Origin of the sequence: Klebsiella sp. KPN54798 (assembly GCF_021184225.1) — a bacterium.
Classification (GTDB): domain Bacteria; phylum Pseudomonadota; class Gammaproteobacteria; order Enterobacterales; family Enterobacteriaceae; genus Klebsiella; species Klebsiella pneumoniae.
This window is the reverse complement of the sequence record NZ_CP089234.1, coordinates 2,299,332-2,319,265: the sequence shown is the minus strand read 5'-3', so window position 1 is coordinate 2,319,265 and position 19,934 is coordinate 2,299,332. Positions and strand designations below refer to the sequence as shown.

Genomic DNA, 19,934 nt, shown 5'->3' with positions numbered 1-19,934 from the left:
AATTTAAAAATGTGGTGTTTATGGCGTTAATTAAAACGCGATCCCGGCCCGGTTTTTTATCGTCTGTCGTATGCGCAGGCGCTGGCGCAGCGGCATGTCGCCGGGAGACGCCGCCCTTGACCTTCTGCGCCGGGCGGCGCAGCATAAAACGGCAAACATAACAAAATAACAACAGACTACAGGAGAGAATCAGTGCCTACAGGACACCGCTTTCTGGCGACGGATCTGCATCAGTTTGTCGTCTCACTGTTTACCCATCTCGGCAGTACCCCAGGGGAAGCCACCCTCGTCGCGGACCATCTGATCGCCGCCAATCTTGCCGGACATGACTCCCACGGCGTTGGGATGATCCCCAGCTACGTCAAATCCCACGCCGGTGGTTTTCTGCAGCTCAACCGCCACGTCACGGTGACCAAAGACGCCGGCGCCGTGGTCACCCTCGACGGCAACGCCGGCTTCGGCCAGGTGGTCGCCCACGAAGCGATGCAGTTAGGCATTGAAAAGGCGAAGCAGCATGGTATGGCGGCTATCGCCTTGCGCAATGCGCATCACGTCGGACGCATCGGCTACTGGGCCGAACAGTGCGCCGCCGCCGGGCTGATCTCCATTCACTTCGTCAGCGTCATCGGCGACCCGATGGTCGCCCCGTTCCGCGGGAAGGACAGCCGCTTCGGCACCAACCCGCTGTGCGTGGTGTTTCCCCGCGCGGGCCATCCGCCGCTGCTGCTGGACTACGCCACCAGCGCCATCGCCTTTGGTAAAACCCGCGTCGCCTGGCATAAAGGCGAAGCCGTGGCCCCCGGCTGCCTGATTGACGCCGAGGGTCGACCCACCACCGACCCGGCGGTGATGCAGACCTCGCCGCTGGGCGCCCTGCTCACCTTCGCCCAGCACAAAGGCTATGCCCTGGCGACGCTGTGCGAAGTGCTCGGCGGCGCGCTCTCCGGCGGGCAAACCACCCATCAGGAGAGCCTGCAGACCAGCGTCGACGCCATCTTTAACTGCATGACCACGGTGATCCTGCGCCCGGACGCGTTCGATGCCCCGGACAGCCAGGCACAGACGGAGGCCTTTATCGCATGGTGTAAGCAGTCGCCGCACGATGCCGATGCCCCGGTGCTGGCGCCCGGCGAATGGGAGGCCGCCAACCGCGAAGCGCGGCTGGCGCAGGGGATCCCGCTGGATGCCGGCAGCTGGCAGGCTATCTGCGCCGCCGCGCGCGACGTCGGCCTGAGCGAATCGCACTTCGACCGCTGCCGCCCTCTCGCCTAGCCGCGTTTTACTCCCGCAGAGCGTCTGACGTCGGCGCTCTGCGTCATCGTCATTAGTGACGAGGTCATGCTCCCGTCATCAATCTCTTTTCATTTTTCAATACAGATCAATAACTTAAATTCTGGCACAAGACCTGCATAGCGCAACAGGCCTGCGTCTGCATCACCACCAGGCGATACCGCGATCGTTGCCCGTCGGCCCGGCGCGACAGCGATCCTCAGTTCACTGTTAACAGGTCTGTTACTGATGAAAAAAATCACGAGCGTGTGCCCCTACTGCGGGCGGGTTGCAAACTTAAACTGGTTGTCGACAACAATAAAATCATTCGCGCGGAGGCCGCCGACGGCGTCACCAACCAGAACCAGCTGTGCCTGAAAGGCTACTACGGCTGGGATTTTCTTAACGATACGCAGCTCCTGACGCCCCGTCTTAAACAACCGATGATCCGCTACCAGAAAGGCGGCGCCTTCACGCCGGTCAGCTGGCAGGAGGCGATTCGCTATACCGCCAGCAAGCTCAGGGAGATCAAAGAGAAGCATGGCCCGCGCGCCATCATGACCACCGGCTCCTCGCGCGGCACCGGCAACGAAACCAACTATGTGATGCAAAAGTTCGCCCGCGCGGTGCTGAACACCAATAACGTCGACTGCTGCGCCCGCGTCTGCCACGGCCCCTCCGTCGCCGGGCTACAGCAGGCGCTGGGCAACGGGGCGATGAGCAACTCGATTAGCGACATCGAAAACTCGAAGTGCCTGCTGATTTTTGGCTACAACTGCGCCGACTCCCATCCCATCGTCGCCCGCCGGGTAATCAAGGCCCGGGACAACGGCGCCAAAATCATCGTCTGCGATCCGCGGCGCATTGAAACCGCGCGCATTGCCGATCGTCATCTGCAGCTCAACAACGGCAGCAACATGGCGCTGGTAAATGCCTTCGGCTATGTGCTGCTGGAGGAGGAGCTGTACAACAAAACCTATGTCGAACGCTATACCGAAGGGCTGGATGCTTACCGCGAGGCGGTGAAGGATTACGCCCCGGAAGCGGTGGAAGGGATTGTCGGGGTCAGCGCGCGGGAAATCCGGGAGGCGATGCGCATGTTCGCCGCCGCCCCATCCGCCACCATTATGTGGGGCATGGGGGTCACCCAGTTTGGCCAGGCGGTGGACGTGGTGCGCGGCCTGGCAAGCCTGGCGCTGCTCACCGGCAACCTGGGACGGCCCAACGTCGGCGTGGGGCCGGTCCGCGGGCAAAACAACGTACAGGGCGCCTGCGATATGGGCGTGCTGCCGAACCTGTTCCCCGGCTATCAGGAGGTCACCGACCCCGCCGTGCGGGCGAAATTCGCCGCCGCCTGGGGCATCGACCCGGCGCTGATGGACGACCAGGTCGGCACCCGCATCACCGAGGTGCCGCATAAAGCGCTGACCGGCGAGATCAAAGCCTATTACATCATGGGCGAAGATCCGCTGCAGACCGAAGCCGACCTCGGCCTGGTGCGCAAAGGCATCGAGGCGCTGGACTTTGTCATCGTGCAGGACATCTTCATGACCAAAACAGCGGAAATGGCCGATGTCCTGCTGCCGGCCACCTCCTGGGGCGAGCACGGCGGCGTCTTCACCTGCGCCGACCGCGGGTTCCAGCGGTTTGAACAGGCGATCCCTCCGGCGGGGAATGTGAAGCGCGACTGGGAGATCATTAGCCTGCTGGCCAGCGAATTGGGCTATCCGATGCACTATGAGAACAACCAGCAGATCTGGGACGAGATGCGCGAGCTCTGCCCGCTGTTCTACGGCGTGACCTGGGAGAAAATGGGCGATATGGGCCATGTCCAGTGGCCGTGCCCGACCCTCGATCATCCCGGCACGCCGTGGCTGTATAAAGACAACCGCTTCGACACCCCCTCGGGTAAAGGGCAGCTGTTCGCCACCGCCTGGCGCGCGCCGGCGGAGCGCCCGGATGACGAGTGGCCGCTGGTGCTCTGCACCGTGCGGGAAGTCGGGCATTATTCCTGCCGCTCGATGACCGGCAACTGCGCCGCGCTGCAGTCGCTGGCCGACGAGCCGGGACGGGTGCAGATGAATCCCGCGGATGCGCAACGACTGGGGATCGCCGACAAACAGCTGGTGTGGGTCAGCTCCCGGCGCGGGAAGGTGATCTCCCGCGCCGACCTCAGCGATCGCATCAATCCGGGGGCGGTCTATATGACCTATCAGTGGTGGGTGGGCGCCTGCAATGAGCTGACCCAGGATAACCTCGATCCGATCTCCAAAACGCCGGAAACCAAATACTGTGCGGTGAAAGTGGAAGCGATTGCCGACCAGCAATGGGCGGAGCGCTATGCCTGGACGGCCTACAGCGACATGAAAGCGCGACTGAAAGCCGCTGCCGACGTCTGACCTCAGGGAGCGCAGCGCGCTCCCTCTGCCGCTGCCGGTGGGTTACGCCGCCGGCAGCTGTTTCTCCACCAGCCCCACCCACATGGCGACGCCGGGGCCGATCAGCGCATCGTTAAAGTCATAGCTGGCGTTATGCAGCGGCTTCGACGGGGTTTCGCCGTCGGTGCCTATCCAGAAATAGGCCCCCGGACAGGCCTCCAGCATGCAGGCAAAATCTTCGGAGGCCATCGACGGCGCCTGATTCCAGCGCACCGCTTGCGCGCCGAGAGTGGCGGCAGCCACCTCGCGCACCTGCTGCGCCTGCAGCGCATGGTTTTTGGTCACCGGATAACCCGGGAACCAGCTAATCTCGCCCTGCACATCGGACACCTGCGGCTGGGTCGCCACATAGCTTTCGATGAGCTCCCGCACGCGGGCGCGAACGCGATTGCTCAGGCAGCGGAAGGTACCGCGCAGCACCACGGTGTCTGGCAGGACGTTGATCGCCTCGCCGCCGTTTATCTGGGTGATGCTGACCACCGCGGAATCCTGCGGCGACAAGCGGCGGGAAGGAATGGTCTGCAGCGCCATTATCAGCTGCGCCGCCGCGACGATCGGATCGGCCCCGCTCTCCGGCATCGCCGCATGACAGCTCTTTCCGCGCAGGGTGATCTCGAAGGCGTCCAGCGAGGCCATCATCGCGCCATCGCTGAGCGCCACTTCGCCAAGAGGGATCCCCGGCCAGTTATGCAGCGCGTAGATGGCGTCCATCGGGAAGCGCTCAAACAACCCCTCCTCCACCATTTTGCGCGCGCCGCCGAGGTTCTCTTCCGCCGGCTGAAAGACAAAGTGGACGGTGCCGCTGAAATGGCGGGTCTGCGCCAGATGGGAGGCGGCCGCCAGCAGCATCGCGGTATGGCCATCGTGGCCGCAGGCGTGCATCACCCCGGGACGGCGTGAACGGTAGCTGACGCTCCCCAGCTCAGTGATCGGCAGGGCGTCCATATCGGCGCGCAGGCCGATAACCGGCCCGGGGCCGTTCTCCAGCGTCGCCACGACGCCGGTGCCAGCCAGCCCGCGGTGCACCTGCAGCCCAAACGAGGCCAGCAGCTCCGCAACGCGGCGCGAGGTCTCCTGTTCCTGATATCCGAGCTCAGGCGCGGCGTGAAATTCACGTCGCCAGCCAACGGCTTCGGCGATCAGTGACGGCGATACGGCCATGTATTACTCCTTTCCTGCATAGCGTAATGCTGAATAATCGGTCATGCGTCGCGTTTTTCCCCGTCGCTCACCGGCGTCGGGGCGCTGCCGCTCCCTCCGTTATATCCTGTCGTTACCACGCTGACAACGTCACGAAATGCGGCGACGGCGCGGCGTACAGCCCACCTGCCGCCCTGCGGCCCTTTTTTGGTAGTGATTTCAACGGTGACAACGGCCAGTCGATTAATTATTATGCAACTCAGGACGGCAATTTGCCGAAGGATCCACTACTGACCTCTCCGTCATCGGAAATAAAATGTTTAACCCAGACCAGAATCGTCTTGCCCCCACGCTGGCGATGATCATGGCCGCGTCGCTTGTGGGATTTATCACCGGCTATACGGTGCCGTTAATCAGTCTTGAGCTGGCGCAGCAGCAGATCGCGCCGCTGTACGTCGGCCTGCTGGCCGCCCTGCCGCCCGCCGGCATGATGATCTCCTCTTTCCTCTCTCCTGCGCTGTGCCGGCGCGTTGAAATGGGCGTGCTGCTGAGCGGCAGTCTGATCCTGCTGGCGCTGGCGACCATCGCCTCATGCATGACTACCGATATGACGCTGCTTTTGCTGCCGCGCCTGCTGACCGGCCTGGCCTCCGGGGTCATTATCGTACTCGGCGAAAGCTGGATCACCGGCGGCGCGGCGGGCAGCCAGCGCGCTACCCTCACCGGTCTCTACGCCTCGGCCTTTACCGGCTGCCAGCTGGCCGGGCCGCTGCTGATCTCCGTCGGCCCAGCCTGGCAGACCTCAGCGCTGATAGCGATTGTCGCGGTCACCGCCGTCTGCCTGCTGATGCTGCGCCATCTGCCCACCGGCACTCGTGAAAGCCTCGGGGAGCGCGCCAGCTGGCGCAGCCTCGGCGCCTTTCTGCCGGTACTGGCCTCCGGGGTCTTCTGCTTCGCCTTCTTTGACGCCAGCATCCTCGCCCTGCTGCCGCTGTACGGCATGGACAAAGGGCTGAATGAAGGGCTGGCGGTGCTGCTGGTCACCATGGTGCTTACCGGAGATGCGATGTTCCAGACCCCGCTCGGCTGGCTGGCCGACCGGGTCGGGATTCGCCGCGTGCATCTGAGCTGCGCGGTGGTTTTCAGCCTGTCGCTGCTGGCCCTGCCGCTGATGCTCGGCTCGCGCATTCAGCTGATGGCCATTTGTCTGCTGCTGGGCGCCGCGGCGGGCGCACTTTATACCCTGTCGCTGGTGCGGGCGGGGAAAACCTTCAATGGGCAGAAGCTGATTATGATTAACGCCCTGTTCGGCTTTTTCTGGTCCGCCGGCAGCGTTGCCGGGCCGGTAGTCAGCGGCATGCTGATCGGCATCACCGGTTACGATGGCCTGATCGTCACCCTGGTGGCCAGCGGCGTACTGTTCCTGTTGATTCAGTGTCTGTGCAAAAACGAGAAAACCCTGCTTGCCAGTGAGCAGGAAGATGACATGGACGAGGCGACGGAGTCCGCACGGTAGTCCTCACGGGCTGGCCTGGCGCCAGCCCTTTTTTATGGCCCTCACCGGAGGGTATCCTGTTCTTGCTGGCTCACTGCTGTTAACCATTGCCGGCCCCCCAGCCGAGAGGAAATCCCATGGAAAGTAATACCTTACATCGTGGCAGATTGATCGATCATATTCTGCTGGTTGTCGAAGACTTTGAGGCAAGCAAAAACTTCTATACCGCCGTACTGTCGGCGCTGGAGATCCCGGTTATCACCACCGCCAATGAATACTTGCTGGCCGACGAACTGGTGGTGGCCTCACGCCGCAGCCCGGAGGCTGCCGGGAAACTGACTGGGCGCCACCACCTGGCATTCCAGGCCAGAGATCGTGACATGGTCGACGCTTTTTACCATGCGGCGCTGACCCATTGCGGACGTGATAACGGCGCGCCTGGCGAACGACACTATCATCCTGGTTACTATGCCGCTTTTGTGCTGGATCCGCAGGGAAATAATATTGAGGCGGTGTACCATGGCAAGGCTGAGCGCAGCGCCGGGTCTGTTGCGATCAGCTTCACGCAGTAAGCGGGCGAAAGTCACATTTCCTTACCTGCGCAATTCCCATAATAAATGTGGGTGTTATCATTTCCTTAATGAATAATTCATACCCATAGCTGAGGCGTCGATGCTGGAAAACCTAATCATCTGATAATCAGACTTCCGACCATCACTGGCCGGACTGATTATCACTGCGCTGAAATCGAATGCGGACACTGGCGAGTGTTCGCCTATTTTGCCCATGATGATGACAAAGGTTTCCCGGTATGAATGTTTCCCCTCAGGAGCAAGCGACTTTATTCATTCTCGTCCCCTGCGGACAAACGCTCCACATCCACGCGATGGCAGCGAGACCCTCCCTCGCATAAGAAACGTCACCCCAGCCAGTTAACCCGGTGCGTTATCCCTCTGCCATGCTCGATCACTCCCTCTGCATGCCGTTGCGTTGCCTTACCCAATGACAGTCGCCAGGCGAATTTTATCTTTCGGTTTGTCATTCCGCGGCCAGCCTGTGACGACAGCCGCAAGGGATCCACATCAACCAGGCCCGATACCAGGGAAACCGTCACCGACCAGGGAGTCTTCGCGTATGAAATTAGCGTTGGGACCGTACATCCGTTTTAGCAGAATCTTGTTATTTCCGCTGGCGATGGTTATCTATGATTTTTCTGCTTATCTGACTACCGATCTCATTCAGCCGGGTATTATCCACATCATCCGGGAATTTGAGGCTGATGTTGCGTTAGCCCCGGCCTCTGTCAGCCTCTATTTAGCCGGGGGGCTGGCATTACAGTGGCTGCTGGGGCCGCTCTCCGACCGCATTGGTCGCCGCCCCGTACTACTGACCGGAGCCATCATCTTTTCTTTGGCCTGCTTCAGCATGATCTTTGTCACGTCGATTGATCAATATCTTATCGCCCGTTTTATCCAGGGAACCAGTATCTGCTTCATTTCGACAGTCGGTTATGTCTCCATCCAGGAGGCTTTTGATGAAAAAGAGTCTATCCGCATTATGGCGGCGCTGACATCCATCGTTTTGCTGGCGCCGGTAATCGGGCCCCTGGCGGGCGCTGGCCTGATGAATTTCCTGCACTGGAAGTTATTGTTTGCGATCATCGGCGCCATGAGCTTGCTGGCCTGGGCGTTACTGATTTTTAACATGCCAGAAACGGTCACCTCTCAGGGCCGGGGGTTTCGTCCGGGAGAGGTATTTTCCGAGTTTGTCCGCGCCTTTAAACAGCCGGTGGTGCTCACGGGCGCGCTGGCGTTGTCATTCAGTAACCTGCCGATAATCACCTGGGTAGCACTCTCTCCGGTGATCCTGATCGATGACGGCGGAATGTCGCGCGGCGCCTATGCCTGGACCCAGGTGCCTGTCTTTGGCGGCGTTATTATTGCCAGCATCATCGTGGCCCGTTTTATCAAGGAACCGACCTCTCCCCGCTTTATCTGGCGCACTATCCCGATACAGCTGACCGGGTTGTTGGTATTACTGGCGGGAAATATTGCATGGCCCCATACCTGGTGGTGGTCCGTTTCAGGAACAAGTCTCTATGCCCTCGGAACAGGCCTGTTGTTCCCCGTATTATTCCGTTTTGCGCTTTTTTCCCACTCCCTGCCGAAAGGGACGGTTTCAGCCACCATCAACATTGTGGCGCTCAGTTTTATGGCGGCCTCGGTGGAAGTAGCGCGCTGGGTTTACTTCCAGGCTGGCGGCAGAATAGCCTTTCACTGCCTGGCGCTGATAGCGGGAATCGTCGTCATCATGCTGGTCTCGCGCTTGTTAAAACTCCGTCAACAACATCTCCTTCAGCCAGCCTGAAGGTTTAGGCCTTTTTGCCCGCAACAGGAGAACACTATGTTTTCATACATTATGCTGGGAACGAACGATCTGCCACGAGCCATCAAGTTCTATGATCCGTTAATGGCGCTGCTGGGGCACGTCAAAGCCGGCCGTAACGAACAGGGGGCGTCCTGGGGCACCTTCAACGGCAATCACACCTGCGGGCTGTGCGTGGGTGTTCCTTTTGACCAGCAGCCTGCCGGGGTGGGTAATGGAACGATGGTGGCGCTTAACGCCCGCTCCGTCGCACATATTGCGGAACTGCATGCCCTCGCCCTGCAACTCGGCGGACGTGACGAAGGCGGGCCCGGTCACCGGCCGCAGTATGGCGACGGTTTTCACAGCGCCTACGTCCGCGATCCCGACGGCAATAAGCTGGCGTTTGTTTACTATGCGTCTGCAGATTGAATGGCTGCAGCGGAGGTGGCTTATGCAGACGGAGATAAGGGAGTCAGGACGGCCAACTTCGCCGTCCTTATTCACCAGGGAATAAAAAAGCCAGCAGCTCAAGCGCTGCGGCTTATCTTCCCGACGGGTTATCTACCGTGAAGGGTTAACGTAATCCGGCGTCGCGCATACAGCGTTTCCGCCGCCAGCTGAAAACTATATTCCATCGCCATCAGCTTTTTCGTCTTGAGCTGTTTTAGTGGAATACCCTCGATATGCCCTGTCGCGACCAACCACCGGATTTCAGCCGTACTCAACTTGAGCTGTTTTTTCAGTATTGATAGCAGGCTGATGCGAAATGGCTGACTGACTCTGACGCGCACCGTTATCCGCTGACATGCCATCAACGTAACCGACCATTGCTCGTGAATACGAAAATCAGGTTGCCCCGACGGCTCGGCGCGGTTGCGCTTCAGCGTCGCGAGGTCAGCGGCATAATAGTGAACCATGGCTGCATCGTTCTGCAGCAGGCGCTGAAGCAGTTCACGGTTTATCTTGCTGACGTGCAGCCTGGAAAACAGGACGATATTCCAGGTGTAATCGCAGCGCGTGCATTTATAGATGCTCCAGATATCCAGCAGCTTCTTTTGCGAATTCACCCGGATGGCGCCGGAAGGCGCGAAGTCGCGTTTTACATTGCAGGCGGGGCAGCGTTTGGCAATGTGCTGATACCCCACGGGCGTGACCGTCCATGTAACTGTCATAACGTACCTTTTTTAACCCATACGAAACCGAGTCCGTCATTAACGGACCATGATTTTTGGCGTATGAAAAATAGTTAATCGCTATTTTTCAGTGGGTTAAAAAAAGATTTCCAACGTTATTTTCCTGGAGAAGTCCTAATCGACACCCTGAGATTAACAAAGGGGTTATCGCGGATATATGAGCCCTGTCAATGTTTGCGCGGATGATTAAAAGCTTCGTCAATACACCCGGAATGCTCAGCGGGCTGGCATCGCGCCAGCCCGCCCGGTTTACAGCACCTTGCTGAGGAACGCGGCGGTGCGTGGGTTGCTCGGCGCGCTAAAGATCTGCCCCGGCTTGCCCTCTTCCTGAATCACGCCCTGGTCGATGAAGATCACCCGGTCGGCCACTTCGCGGGCAAAGCCCATTTCGTGGGTCACGATCACCATGGTCATCCCCTCGCTGGCGAGGTTTTTCATCACCTCCAGCACGTCGCCCACCAGCTCCGGATCCAGCGCCGAAGTGGGCTCATCGAACAGCATTATCGACGGCTTCATCGCCAGCGCGCGGGCGATGGCTACCCGCTGCTGCTGGCCGCCGGACAGGCTCGAGGGCCAGGCGTCGCGCTTATCGCTTAAGCCCACCTTCGCCAGCAAGGCTTCCGCCAGGTCGACCGCCTGCTGGCGCGGCATATTGCGCAGATTCATCGGCGCCATGATCAGGTTTTCCAGCACCGTCATGTGCGGGAACAGGTTAAAGCGCTGGAACACCATGCCGACGCTTTCGCGCATCTTGTTGAGGTCGGTGGTCCGGTCGTGGGCGGCAAAGCCGTTAACCACCACCTCGCCTTCGCTGACCGTCTCCAGGGCGTTCATGCAGCGCAGGAAGGTGCTTTTCCCCGAGCCGGATGGGCCGATGATGCACACCACTTCCTGCGGTTTAATATCGCAGCTGATGCCGCGCAGCACGTGGCTGTCGCCGAAGCGCTTATGTAAGTTATTAATGTGAATCACTTTTGCCAAACCTCTTTTCCAGACGGTTAACCAGCTGCGCCAGCAGGAAGGTGATCACCCAGTAGACCAGAGAGATGGTCAGGTAGGGTTCCCAGTAGGTGGCGTAGGCGCCGGAGACGGTGCGCGCGGCATAGGCCAGATCGGCCAGGCCGATCGCCGAGGCCAGCGACGAGTCTTTGACAATGGCGATGGCGTTATTGCCCAACGGCGGCAGAATGCGGCGAAACGCCTGCGGCAGGATCACCTTGCGCATGGTTTTCCACCACGGCATGCCCAGCGCGCGGGAGGCCTCCATCTGCCCTTTGTCGATCGACTGGATGCCGGCGCGGAAAATCTCCGACACATAGGCTCCGGCGTTAAGGGTGATCGCCACGATGCAGGAGAGGAACGCCCCGTAGCTGGCGCGCAGTTCGCGGGCAAAGTCGGCGCTCATCAGGCCGCTGGTCACCAGCAGGCCGTCGCGCGGGTTGATAAACAGCGGCACCAGCGCAAAGTGCACCACCATAATCTGCACGAACAGCGGCGTGCCGCGGAAGGCGCTGACATAAAAGCGCACCGGAAACTGCACCAGGTAGCGGAGAATATATTTCCACGGCCCGTGCTCGGCCTTCGCCATCCGCCCGAGACCGAGAGTTAACCCCCACAGCGTCCCGAGGATCACGCAGATAATGGTACATTTAATCGTCATCAGGGCGCCGTCCACAAACAGCGGGCCGTACTCCTCGATGATCTCCCAACGGAATCCCGTCATAGTCCTTCCCTAAAAAATACGGCTATCGCCTGGGCGATAGCCGTGGTCACTGAAAAAGGTGGATTATTGCGCTGGCAGCGTCGGCACGTTGTCGTCGAACCAGGTTTTATAGATTTTGGCGTAAGTCCCGTCAGCAACGATCTTTTGCAGCCCGGCGTTGATTTTGCCCAGCAGTTCGCTGTTGCCTTTCGCCACCGCAATACCGAAATACTGACGCTCAAATTTGGCATCCGGCACCAGCTTGAACTGCTTCTCCGGGTGCTGTTTGATGTAGTACTTCACCACCCCGACGTCGCCAACCGCGGCGCTGACGCCGTCCTCAAACAGCTCCTGGAGCATCAGCGGGGTATTGTCGAAGCGCTTGATCGCGGTGCTGTTTTTACCCAGCACCTCAGAAACCACGATATCGCCGGTGCTGGAGTTCACCACCCCGACCTTCTCGTTTTTCAGGGCCGCCAGCGAATCCACCTGCGAGTCCTGAGCGACGACGATAGACTGTTCGGCCGGGAAGTACGGCGCGGAGAAATCGACCATCTGTTTGCGTTTATCGGTGATGGTGATCCCGGAGATGATGATGTCGCGGTCGCCGGTGTTCAGCGTGGCGAAGATGCCTTCCCATGGGGTATTGACCAGCTTAACGTCAAAGCCTTCGGCTTTGGCGATGGCTTTGATGATGTCGATGTCGAAACCTTCCAGCTGTTTCTGGCTATTTTCAAATTCAAACGGCCGGTAGGTGCCGCCGGAGCCGACGGTATAGGTTTCCGCAGCCGCCTGTCCGGCAGCCGTCAGCGCGGCTATCATGCAACACGCTTTGAGCAAATTCTTGACCATGAGATTTCCTTTTTATGCATTTATTTTGCATAAAAATACACACACTCACTTTTATATGCAACCGGAAACCTTCCCGCTGGTGAATTATCTTCTCAATGGCCCCGTTTACCGCCGGATTTACCGATAGCCCGATGCAGATCGTTGATTCGTTTCAGGGATTTCACCGTTTTTTGTGGTGTGGTAGAGGCCACCGACAGGACAATCATCTCGAGACAGACCAGCACCGTACCGTGCAGCGGCATCCGGCTACTGTCCCCGCCGCGCGGGACGTCGATCACCACCTGCGCCTCCTGGCTGAAGCGCGAGTCCACCGCCTGGGTCAGCAGGATGGTCGGAATACCCAGCCGCTTCGCCTCGCGCAGGGTGGTCAACCCTTCGCGATGAGGGGATTTTTGCCCCATCATGATCAGCACATCGCCGCGCTGCAGGCCGATAAGCTGTTCGGCAAGGCTAAAGCCCGTGCGGTTCATCACGTACGCCGGCAGGCCAATACGGCTGAACAACCGGGCGGTGTATTCGGCGAGGATCCCCGAGGCGCCGATACCGAAGATCCCCACCTGGCGCGCGTCGCTGAGCAATGCCACCGCCTGAGCCACCGCCGCGCGGTTGTCGGCCCGCGACAGGACCTCGCACACCCGCTGATGGCCTTCAAGCACAAAATCAATACTGGAGTTGACGTCGCTGGAGAGCGCGGTAACCGTCGAGCGCATCTTTTCCGCCGAGGTGACCGAGGTGCCGAACCAGCGCTCCATGGTCTGCTTAAGCTCGCGCAGCCCGGCGAAGCCCAGCGCCTGGATGGCACGCACCACCGTGGCGTCGGAGGTCTGGGTCGCGGTGGCGATCTCCATCGCCGTATGCTCCAGCACCACCTCGCGGTTGTCGTTGATATAGCTGACCACCGCCCGCAGCCGGGGGGAGAGCTGGTGCGCCCGGGCGCGATAGCGTTCGCCGAACAGATCGACTTTGCCCTTCTCTTTTTTTACCGCGCTTTTCATTTGGCCTCCGCCGGGATCGGCCTGCCGGCAATATGCGACTGCACCTGGGCCACCATCAGAGACAGCGCGGCGTAGGAGTTGGAGATCACCTCTTCCCGCGGCAGTAAAATATAGTGCCCGGTGCGGCAGGCGCGCATAAAGTCGCACCAGCCGGGCATCACGCCTTCCATCGCCTGCAGCTCATCCTGCGGCTTACCGCCGGTATCCGACCGCCAGGTGGCGAAGACAAAATCAGCGTCCAGCTCCGGCAGCTGTTCCGCGCTGACGTCAATGCGCTGACCATCGGGGATCCGCTCAATCAGCGGCGGAAAGCGGAACCCGGCGTCGCGCAGCACCCGGCCCAGCGCATGATACGAATGATGCACCGTGACCTTGCCGTTGTTCGCCTGGATCACTGAGACGCTGTACTGCGGTGGGTTGACCATCGCTTTCAGCTGCTTGATTTGCTCCTGATAGCGGCGCTCGAGGATCGCCAGCCGCGGCTGGGTGCCGGTCAGCTGCGCCAGCTTGCGGTAAATCTCCGGGGCGCTGCCCTGCAGATGGTCGATGCTCACCGTCGGGGCAATCTTCTCCAGTTGCTCCACTGACACGTGGCGGCTGGGCTCGGTGATAATCAGATCCGGCCTGGCGGCGGCTACCGCTTCCAGATCGATATCGGCGGTGCCAATAAAGCGGATATCGCTGTTGTCGAAATCGACGCCGGTGAGCTGGGCGCTGGATCGCAGGTAGTGGCTACCGTCCGGGCGCGTCCGGCCGTGGCTGGCGATCGGCGGCGCCCCGAGCTCAATCAGCGGAATGGTAATGTCGAGATCGTGCATCGAAACGATACGCTGCGGATGCAGCGGCACGGTGACGGTGCGGCCTAAATCATCGGTGAAAGTTTGAGTTTGTGGGGCGGCGGCGCTGACGGCCCCCGTCAGCAACAGCAGCAATGAGACGAACCAACGCATACTACCTTCCTGGTTAAAGGGCATCACGGCGACGCCAGAGCAAGATAACGAAGAACGGGCAACCCACCAGGGCAATGACAATCCCCGCCGGGATCTGCAGCGGGGCAAACGCCAGCCGGCCAAGGGTATCGGTCGCCAGCACCAGCAAGGCGCCAATCAGCGCGCTGCCGCACAGCAGCGATACCTGGCCGCCGCGCAGCACGAAACGCGCCATATGCGGCGCCATCAGGCCCACAAAACCCAGGCTGCCGACGCAGGAGACGCTGGCCGAGGTCAGCAGCACCGGCGCAAAAAAGCGCAGCACCGTCAGCTGCTGCAGACGTACGCCGAGGCCGATGGCGGTCCGGTCGCCCAGCAGCGCCACGTCCGCCGCCCGGGCGGTACAGAACAGGATGATGGCCCCGGGCAGCGTCCAGCAAAAAGCCACCGCCAGCAGCGGCCAGGTGGCGGCCTGCAGGCTGCCCGCCAGCCAGATCATCGCCGTCTGCACGTCGCGTACGTCGGCGGTGGTCATAAAGATGCCGACCGCGGCCGCCAGGCTCCAGGAGACGCCGATGCCAATTAAAATAAAGCGCGGCCGCGAACAGTCGCGGGCCAGCGTCAGGACCAGCAGGGCCACCGCTATGCCGCCGACCATCCCCGCCAGCGGCCGCCAGACCAGGCCCACCGCCGGGAAAAACAGCACCAGCGCCAGGACCACGATGCTGGCCCCCTCTTTGACGCCGATCAGCCCCGGGTCGGCCAGCCCGTTACGGGTGATGCTCTGCATCGCCGCGCCGGCCAGCCCCAGCATGGCCCCGCACAGCAGCGCCATCAGGATCCGCGGCAGGCGGATATCAAACAGAATAAAGCGCGGCTGCTCGCCCATCTCCTGCGGCGCCAGCAGGGCCCGCGCCAGCGTCGACGCGGGCAGCGGAAAGCTGCCGCGGCTAAGGCTGTACAGCCCCAGCGCCAGCAGCGTCAGCACTATGCTGGCGGCAATTTTTAACGCCGCAGGACGCAGCAGCAGCTGGCGGGAGGCGAAAGCCAGCGGCCGAAAACCGGCCCGGTGAACGGCGCGCGTCATTTAAAAAACCTCGCGGCGATAAAGATAAACAACGGCGCGCCCACCAGGGCGGTCATCGCTCCGGTGGCCAGCTCCTGCGGCGCGACCAGCGTCCGGGCGGCGATATCCGCCAGCACCAGCGCCAGCGCTCCCACCGGCGCGGCCAGGGGCAGCGCCAGGCGGATGTCTTCCGTCACCAGACGGCGCACCACGTGCGGCACCACCAGCCCGACGAAGCCGATCGGCCCGGCCACCGCCACCGCCGCGCCGCAGAGCAGCGCAATCGCCAGCAGGCCCAGCAGCCGGGTCTGGACGAGATTAACGCCAAGGCCCAGCGCCACCTTATCCCCCAGCGCCAGCACGTTGAGGCGTGGGGCAATGAGCAGCGCGACGCCTAGGCCGATCAGCGCCGGAACCAGCGCCGTCTGCAGCGTGCTCCAGTTCAGTCCGGCCAGGTCGCCGGCCAGCCAGGTGCGCATCGCCAGCAGCGTCTGTTCATCGAGAATTAATATCGCCGCCGTCACCGCCGACGCAAACCCTGACAGCGCCACTCCGCACAACGTGATGCGCAGCGGCGTCGCCCCGCCGCGCCCGGCAGAGGCCAGCGCCATCACGCCACCGAACAGCAGCCCCGCGCCGCAGGCGGCGGTCAGCGGGCGCCCGGCGGGGAAAGCGCCGAAGGACAGGCCCAGCGCCGAGGTCGCCACCACCGCCAGCGAGGCGCCGGCGTTGAGGCCGAGAATATGCGGCTCGCCAAGCGGGTTACGGATCACCGTCTGCAGCAGCAGCCCGGCGACGCCGAGCGCCGCGCCGGTCAGCAGCGCCGCCGCCAGCCGCACCAGACGCAGATCGATGATAATCCGCTGCTCAAAGTTGCGCGGATCGTACTCCAGCAGCGCCTGCAGCACCGTCTGCGGGGCGATCCAGCGGGCGCCTAAGCCAAGATGCACCAGCGAGGCGGCGATAAGCAGCAGCGTTAGCAGAAGCAGCGCCAGCCGGGGGCGGGGGCGACGCCGCGCGGAAAGCAGGATGGCCACGCTCATTGTGCCGCTGCCTGGCGGTCGCGAAACGGCATAAAGAAGGGTTTGCCGGTTTGCGGGTTAATCGACATCTGCACGTCAACGTCAAACACGTGTTTAATCAGCTCAGGGCTACAGACATCGTTTTCGCTAATCGTGCCGGCGATGCGCCCCTGTTTAAGGAATACCAGCAGATCGGCGTAGTTCACCGCAAAGTTAAGGTCATGGAGCACCGTCACCACCGTGCGGCCATGTTCGCGGGTGAGGGTCTGGAGCAGCTCGAGGATATCGACCTGATAGCGCAGATCGAGCCAGGTGGTCGGCTCATCGAGCAGAATGGTGGCCGTTTGCTGGGCCAGCGCCATGGCGATCCAGCAGCGCTGACGCTGGCCCCCGGAGAGGCTGTCCACCGGCAGATGGGCGAATTCGGCGGTACCGGTTAAGCGCAGCGCCTCCTCTACCGCCAGCTCATCGGCCTCGGACCACTGGCGCATCAGCCCCTGCCACGGGTAGCGCCCGCGCGAGACCAGCTCGAAAACGGTCAATCCTTCCGGGGTCAACGGCGATTGCGGGAGGATGCCCAGCTGGCGCGAGACGGCTTTCGTCGGCATCTGGTGAATGGCTTGCCCGTCCAGACGCACGCAGCCGCCGAGCGGTTTCAGCATTCTGGCGATGGTCGAGAGCAGCGTGGATTTGCCGGATCCGTTCGCCCCGGCCAGCACCGTCATTTTGCCGGTGGGAATGGTCAGGTTGATATCGTCAACGATCAGGGTCTGGCCGTAGCCGGCCGACAGGGCATCCAGTACGATCCCCTGCTCTGCAGGTTTCACCCGCTGTGGCATAACTCGCTCCTGCGCCGCAGCGTTCCAGGCGATAGCTGGACATTCTGCAGTCAAATCAAAATAAATCTCATTCTCTTTTGATCATGACGGGGATGAATGTAGTAGTCAATACTCGCCATCGTCTTCAGACGGGGACGCTGACTACAGCGAGGCTGTGCCAACGCAATATAATTAAAATAAAATAATATCAGATAGATAACTACAGAACATTCCCTACTGGAGGTGTTTAAAACGTCCTGTTCCTCGCCGCTGAATTTTTATCTTGCATAACGTTTACTACTACATCCCTTCATGATTGAATGATTCTCAATTACACATCTGAAGGCGCATTCAGACGCTAAACAGAGTGCTTTTATTATTCAGGGCAATGATTTTATTGGCTTAATCTGACCGCAAAGGCAGATTCGTTCACGAGAAACAGATAATGACTCAACCCCATGTCGCCTGCAGGACGTTGCCAGGGCGCGCGCTTTTTTCGCTTCTTTTTTTAGCCTCACCGGGATTAATGGCCGCCGACAATCGCGCGGCGAAAAGTACTAACGACGCGGAAGAGACTATCACCGTAGTGGCCGACGGCGCGCAGCAAAGCGCCACCAGCGGCTATCAGCCGCTCAACTCCGCCACCGCGACGCTAACCTCGATGCCGCTGCTGGATATTCCCCAGGTGGTCAATACCGTCAGCGATCGGGTTCTCGAAGATCAGCACGCCACCTCACTCGATGAGGCGCTGTATAACGTCGCTAACGTGGTGCAGACCAACACCCTCGGCGGTACCCAGGACGCCTTTACCCGCCGCGGCTTCGGCGCCAACCGCGACGGCTCGATCATGACCAACGGCCTGCGCACCGTGCTGCCGCGCAGCTTTAACGCCGCCACCGAACGAGTGGAAGTCCTGAAGGGGCCCGCCTCGACGCTGTACGGTATCCTCGACCCCGGCGGGCTGATCAACGTCATCACTAAACGGCCGGAGCGGCAGTTCTCCGGTTCGGTTTCCGGGACCTCCACCAGCTTTGGCGGCGGCACCGGCAGCGTCGACATCACCGGCCCCATCGAAGGCACAAATCTGGCGTACCGACTGATCGGCGAATATCAGAATGAGGATTACTGGCGCAATTTCGGTAAAAACAAAAGCAGCTTTATCGCCCCTTCCCTGACCTGGTTTGGCGAGCGGGCAACGGTGACCGCGTCCTATTCGCACCGCGACTACAGCGCCCCCTTTGATCGCGGCACTATCTTCGATCTGAATACCGGCCATGCGGTTAACGTCGATCGCAAAACCCGCTTCGATGAAGCGTTTAATATTACCGATGGCTATTCCGATCTCGCTCAGCTCAACGCCGAGTATCGCCTTAACGACGCCTGGACCGCGCGCTTCGACTACAGCTACAGCCAGGATCATTACAACGATAACCAGGCGCGGGTAATGGCCTATGATTCGGCGACCGGCAACCTCACCCGCCGGGTCGATGGTACCCACGGTTCAACGCAGAAGATGCACTCCACCCGCGCCGACCTGCAGGGCAACGTGGTAGTGGGCGGCTTTTATAACGAGCTGCTGACCGGCGTCGCCTATGAGAATTACGATCTGCTGCGCACCGATATGCTGCGCTGTAAGAACGTTAAAGGCTTTAACATCTATCATCCGGTCTACGGCACTCTCGACACCTGTAATACCGTCTCCGCCTCCGACAGCGACCAGCGGATCCAGCAGGAGAGCTATGCCGCATACGTGCAGGACGCGCTGTACCTGACCGACAACTGGATCGCCGTCGCCGGCGTGCGCTACCAGTACTACACCCAGTACGCCGGTAAAGGCCGACCGTTTAACGTCAATACCGACAGCCGCGATGAGAAATGGACGCCGAAAGCCGGCCTGGTCTACAAGATCACGCCGAACGTCTCCCTGTTCGCCAACGTCGCCCAGTCGTTTATGCCGCAGTCGTCGATCGCCAGCTATATCGGCGAGCTGCCGCCGGAAGAGTCCACCTCTTACGAAGTGGGCGCCAAATTTGACCTGTTAAACGGCATTACCGCCAATATCGCGCTGTTTGATATTCATAAGCGTAACGTGCTGTACACCGAGAGCATTGGCGATGAGACGGTGGCCAAAACGGCGGGCAAAGTGCGTTCCCAGGGCGTGGAAGTGGATCTGGCGGGGTCCATCACCGATAACCTCAGCGTGATCGCCAGCTACGGCTACACCGACGCCAAAGTGCTGGAAGATCCGGATTACGCCGGGAAATCGCTGCCAAACGTACCGAAACATACCGGTTCGCTGTTCCTGACCTATGACATTCATAACGTTTATAACAGCAATACCCTGACCGTCGGCGGCGGCGGCCATGCGGTCAGCAAGCGTTCCGGCACCAACGGCGCGGATTATTATCTGCAGGGGTATGCGGTGGCGGATGTGTTTGCCGCCTATAAGATGAAGCTGCAGTATCCGGTGACGCTGCAGGTGAATGTGAAGAACCTGTTTGATAAGACCTATTACACTTCCTCGATCGGCACCAATAACCTCGGCAACCAGATTGGCGACCCGCGCGAAGTGCAGTTCACGGTGAAGATGGATTTTTAAGCCGGACCATGGCGTCGCGCCGGATATTCATTGCCGGGCGGCGCTGCGC

The 19,934-nt window shown here is 60.6% G+C and carries 15 protein-coding genes and 2 pseudogenes; 7 read left to right on the top strand and 10 right to left on the bottom strand.

Annotation, left to right across the window (positions count from 1 at the left end; translation table 11 throughout):
• Nucleotides 1-192 precede the first annotated feature (192 nt).
• Entirely contained in the window at nucleotides 193-1,272 is a 1,080-nt protein-coding gene (locus tag LPQ25_RS11100) for a malate/lactate/ureidoglycolate dehydrogenase (protein WP_014907433.1), read from the top strand.
• A gap of 246 nt (nucleotides 1,273-1,518) precedes the next feature.
• Nucleotides 1,519-3,668, top strand: a pseudogene (gene fdhF / locus LPQ25_RS11095) (formate dehydrogenase subunit alpha).
• Between the two features lie 42 nt (nucleotides 3,669-3,710).
• Here fdhF and LPQ25_RS11090 read toward each other — a convergent pair.
• Entirely contained in the window at nucleotides 3,711-4,868 is a 1,158-nt protein-coding gene (locus LPQ25_RS11090; RefSeq protein WP_014907431.1) for a M20 aminoacylase family protein, read from the bottom strand.
• Nucleotides 4,869-5,163: 295 nt separating this feature from the next.
• Between LPQ25_RS11090 and LPQ25_RS11085 the strand changes: the two genes are divergently transcribed.
• The 4 genes from LPQ25_RS11085 (at nucleotide 5,164) to LPQ25_RS11070 (ending at nucleotide 9,138) form a co-directional block, all read left to right on the top strand.
• The gene (locus LPQ25_RS11085; RefSeq protein ID WP_015874890.1) at nucleotides 5,164-6,363 is read left to right on the top strand and encodes an MFS transporter; all 1,200 of its coding nucleotides are present in this window, start codon (nucleotides 5,164-5,166) and stop codon (nucleotides 6,361-6,363) included.
• 116 nt (nucleotides 6,364-6,479) lie between these two features.
• On the top strand, nucleotides 6,480-6,914 hold the full coding sequence (locus LPQ25_RS11080; RefSeq protein WP_014907430.1) for a VOC family protein: 435 nt from the start codon (nucleotides 6,480-6,482) through the stop codon (nucleotides 6,912-6,914).
• Nucleotides 6,915-7,476: 562 nt separating this feature from the next.
• Nucleotides 7,477-8,709 (top strand): multidrug efflux MFS transporter MdtM, encoded by a 1,233-nt coding sequence (locus LPQ25_RS11075; RefSeq protein ID WP_014907429.1) that lies wholly within the window; start codon nucleotides 7,477-7,479, stop codon nucleotides 8,707-8,709.
• A 36-nt stretch (nucleotides 8,710-8,745) separates the two neighbouring features.
• Nucleotides 8,746-9,138 (top strand): VOC family protein, encoded by a 393-nt coding sequence (locus LPQ25_RS11070; RefSeq protein WP_002908370.1) that lies wholly within the window; start codon nucleotides 8,746-8,748, stop codon nucleotides 9,136-9,138.
• Between the two features lie 128 nt (nucleotides 9,139-9,266).
• On the opposite strand, the gene LPQ25_RS11065 is transcribed toward LPQ25_RS11070, so the two are convergent.
• The 9 genes and pseudogenes from LPQ25_RS11065 to LPQ25_RS11025 form a co-directional block, all read right to left on the bottom strand.
• On the bottom strand, nucleotides 9,267-9,854 hold the full coding sequence (locus LPQ25_RS11065; RefSeq protein WP_014907428.1) for a DUF1062 domain-containing protein: 588 nt from the start codon (nucleotides 9,852-9,854) through the stop codon (nucleotides 9,267-9,269).
• A gap of 297 nt (nucleotides 9,855-10,151) precedes the next feature.
• Nucleotides 10,152-10,874, bottom strand: coding sequence for an amino acid ABC transporter ATP-binding protein (locus LPQ25_RS11060; RefSeq protein ID WP_002908374.1), 723 nt, complete (start codon nucleotides 10,872-10,874; stop codon nucleotides 10,152-10,154).
• On the bottom strand, nucleotides 10,861-11,625 hold the full coding sequence (locus tag LPQ25_RS11055; protein WP_004151161.1) for an amino acid ABC transporter permease: 765 nt from the start codon (nucleotides 11,623-11,625) through the stop codon (nucleotides 10,861-10,863). Before LPQ25_RS11055 ends, LPQ25_RS11060 begins: the two co-directional genes overlap by 14 nt.
• Nucleotides 11,626-11,688: 63 nt before the next feature.
• On the bottom strand, nucleotides 11,689-12,456 hold the full coding sequence (locus LPQ25_RS11050; RefSeq protein WP_002908376.1) for a basic amino acid ABC transporter substrate-binding protein: 768 nt from the start codon (nucleotides 12,454-12,456) through the stop codon (nucleotides 11,689-11,691).
• A gap of 92 nt (nucleotides 12,457-12,548) precedes the next feature.
• Nucleotides 12,549-13,482: pseudogene (locus LPQ25_RS11045) on the bottom strand (MurR/RpiR family transcriptional regulator).
• On the bottom strand, nucleotides 13,448-14,425 hold the full coding sequence (locus LPQ25_RS11040) for an ABC transporter substrate-binding protein (RefSeq protein WP_004148675.1): 978 nt from the start codon (nucleotides 14,423-14,425) through the stop codon (nucleotides 13,448-13,450). The pseudogene LPQ25_RS11045 and the gene LPQ25_RS11040 overlap by 35 nt, the downstream one beginning before the upstream one ends.
• Entirely contained in the window at nucleotides 14,415-15,467 is a 1,053-nt protein-coding gene (locus tag LPQ25_RS11035) for a FecCD family ABC transporter permease (protein ID WP_014907426.1), read from the bottom strand. The genes LPQ25_RS11040 and LPQ25_RS11035 overlap by 11 nt, the downstream gene beginning before the upstream one ends.
• On the bottom strand, nucleotides 15,464-16,489 hold the full coding sequence (locus tag LPQ25_RS11030; RefSeq protein ID WP_004200217.1) for a FecCD family ABC transporter permease: 1,026 nt from the start codon (nucleotides 16,487-16,489) through the stop codon (nucleotides 15,464-15,466). Before LPQ25_RS11030 ends, LPQ25_RS11035 begins: the two co-directional genes overlap by 4 nt.
• On the bottom strand, nucleotides 16,486-17,307 hold the full coding sequence (locus LPQ25_RS11025; protein WP_014907425.1) for an ABC transporter ATP-binding protein: 822 nt from the start codon (nucleotides 17,305-17,307) through the stop codon (nucleotides 16,486-16,488). The genes LPQ25_RS11030 and LPQ25_RS11025 overlap by 4 nt, the downstream gene beginning before the upstream one ends.
• Nucleotides 17,308-17,812: 505 nt before the next feature.
• Between LPQ25_RS11025 and LPQ25_RS11020 the strand changes: the two genes are divergently transcribed.
• A complete protein-coding gene (locus LPQ25_RS11020) occupies nucleotides 17,813-19,885 on the top strand; it encodes a TonB-dependent siderophore receptor (protein ID WP_014907424.1) in 2,073 nt (690 codons plus the stop codon).
• Nucleotides 19,886-19,934: the final 49 nt, after the last annotated feature.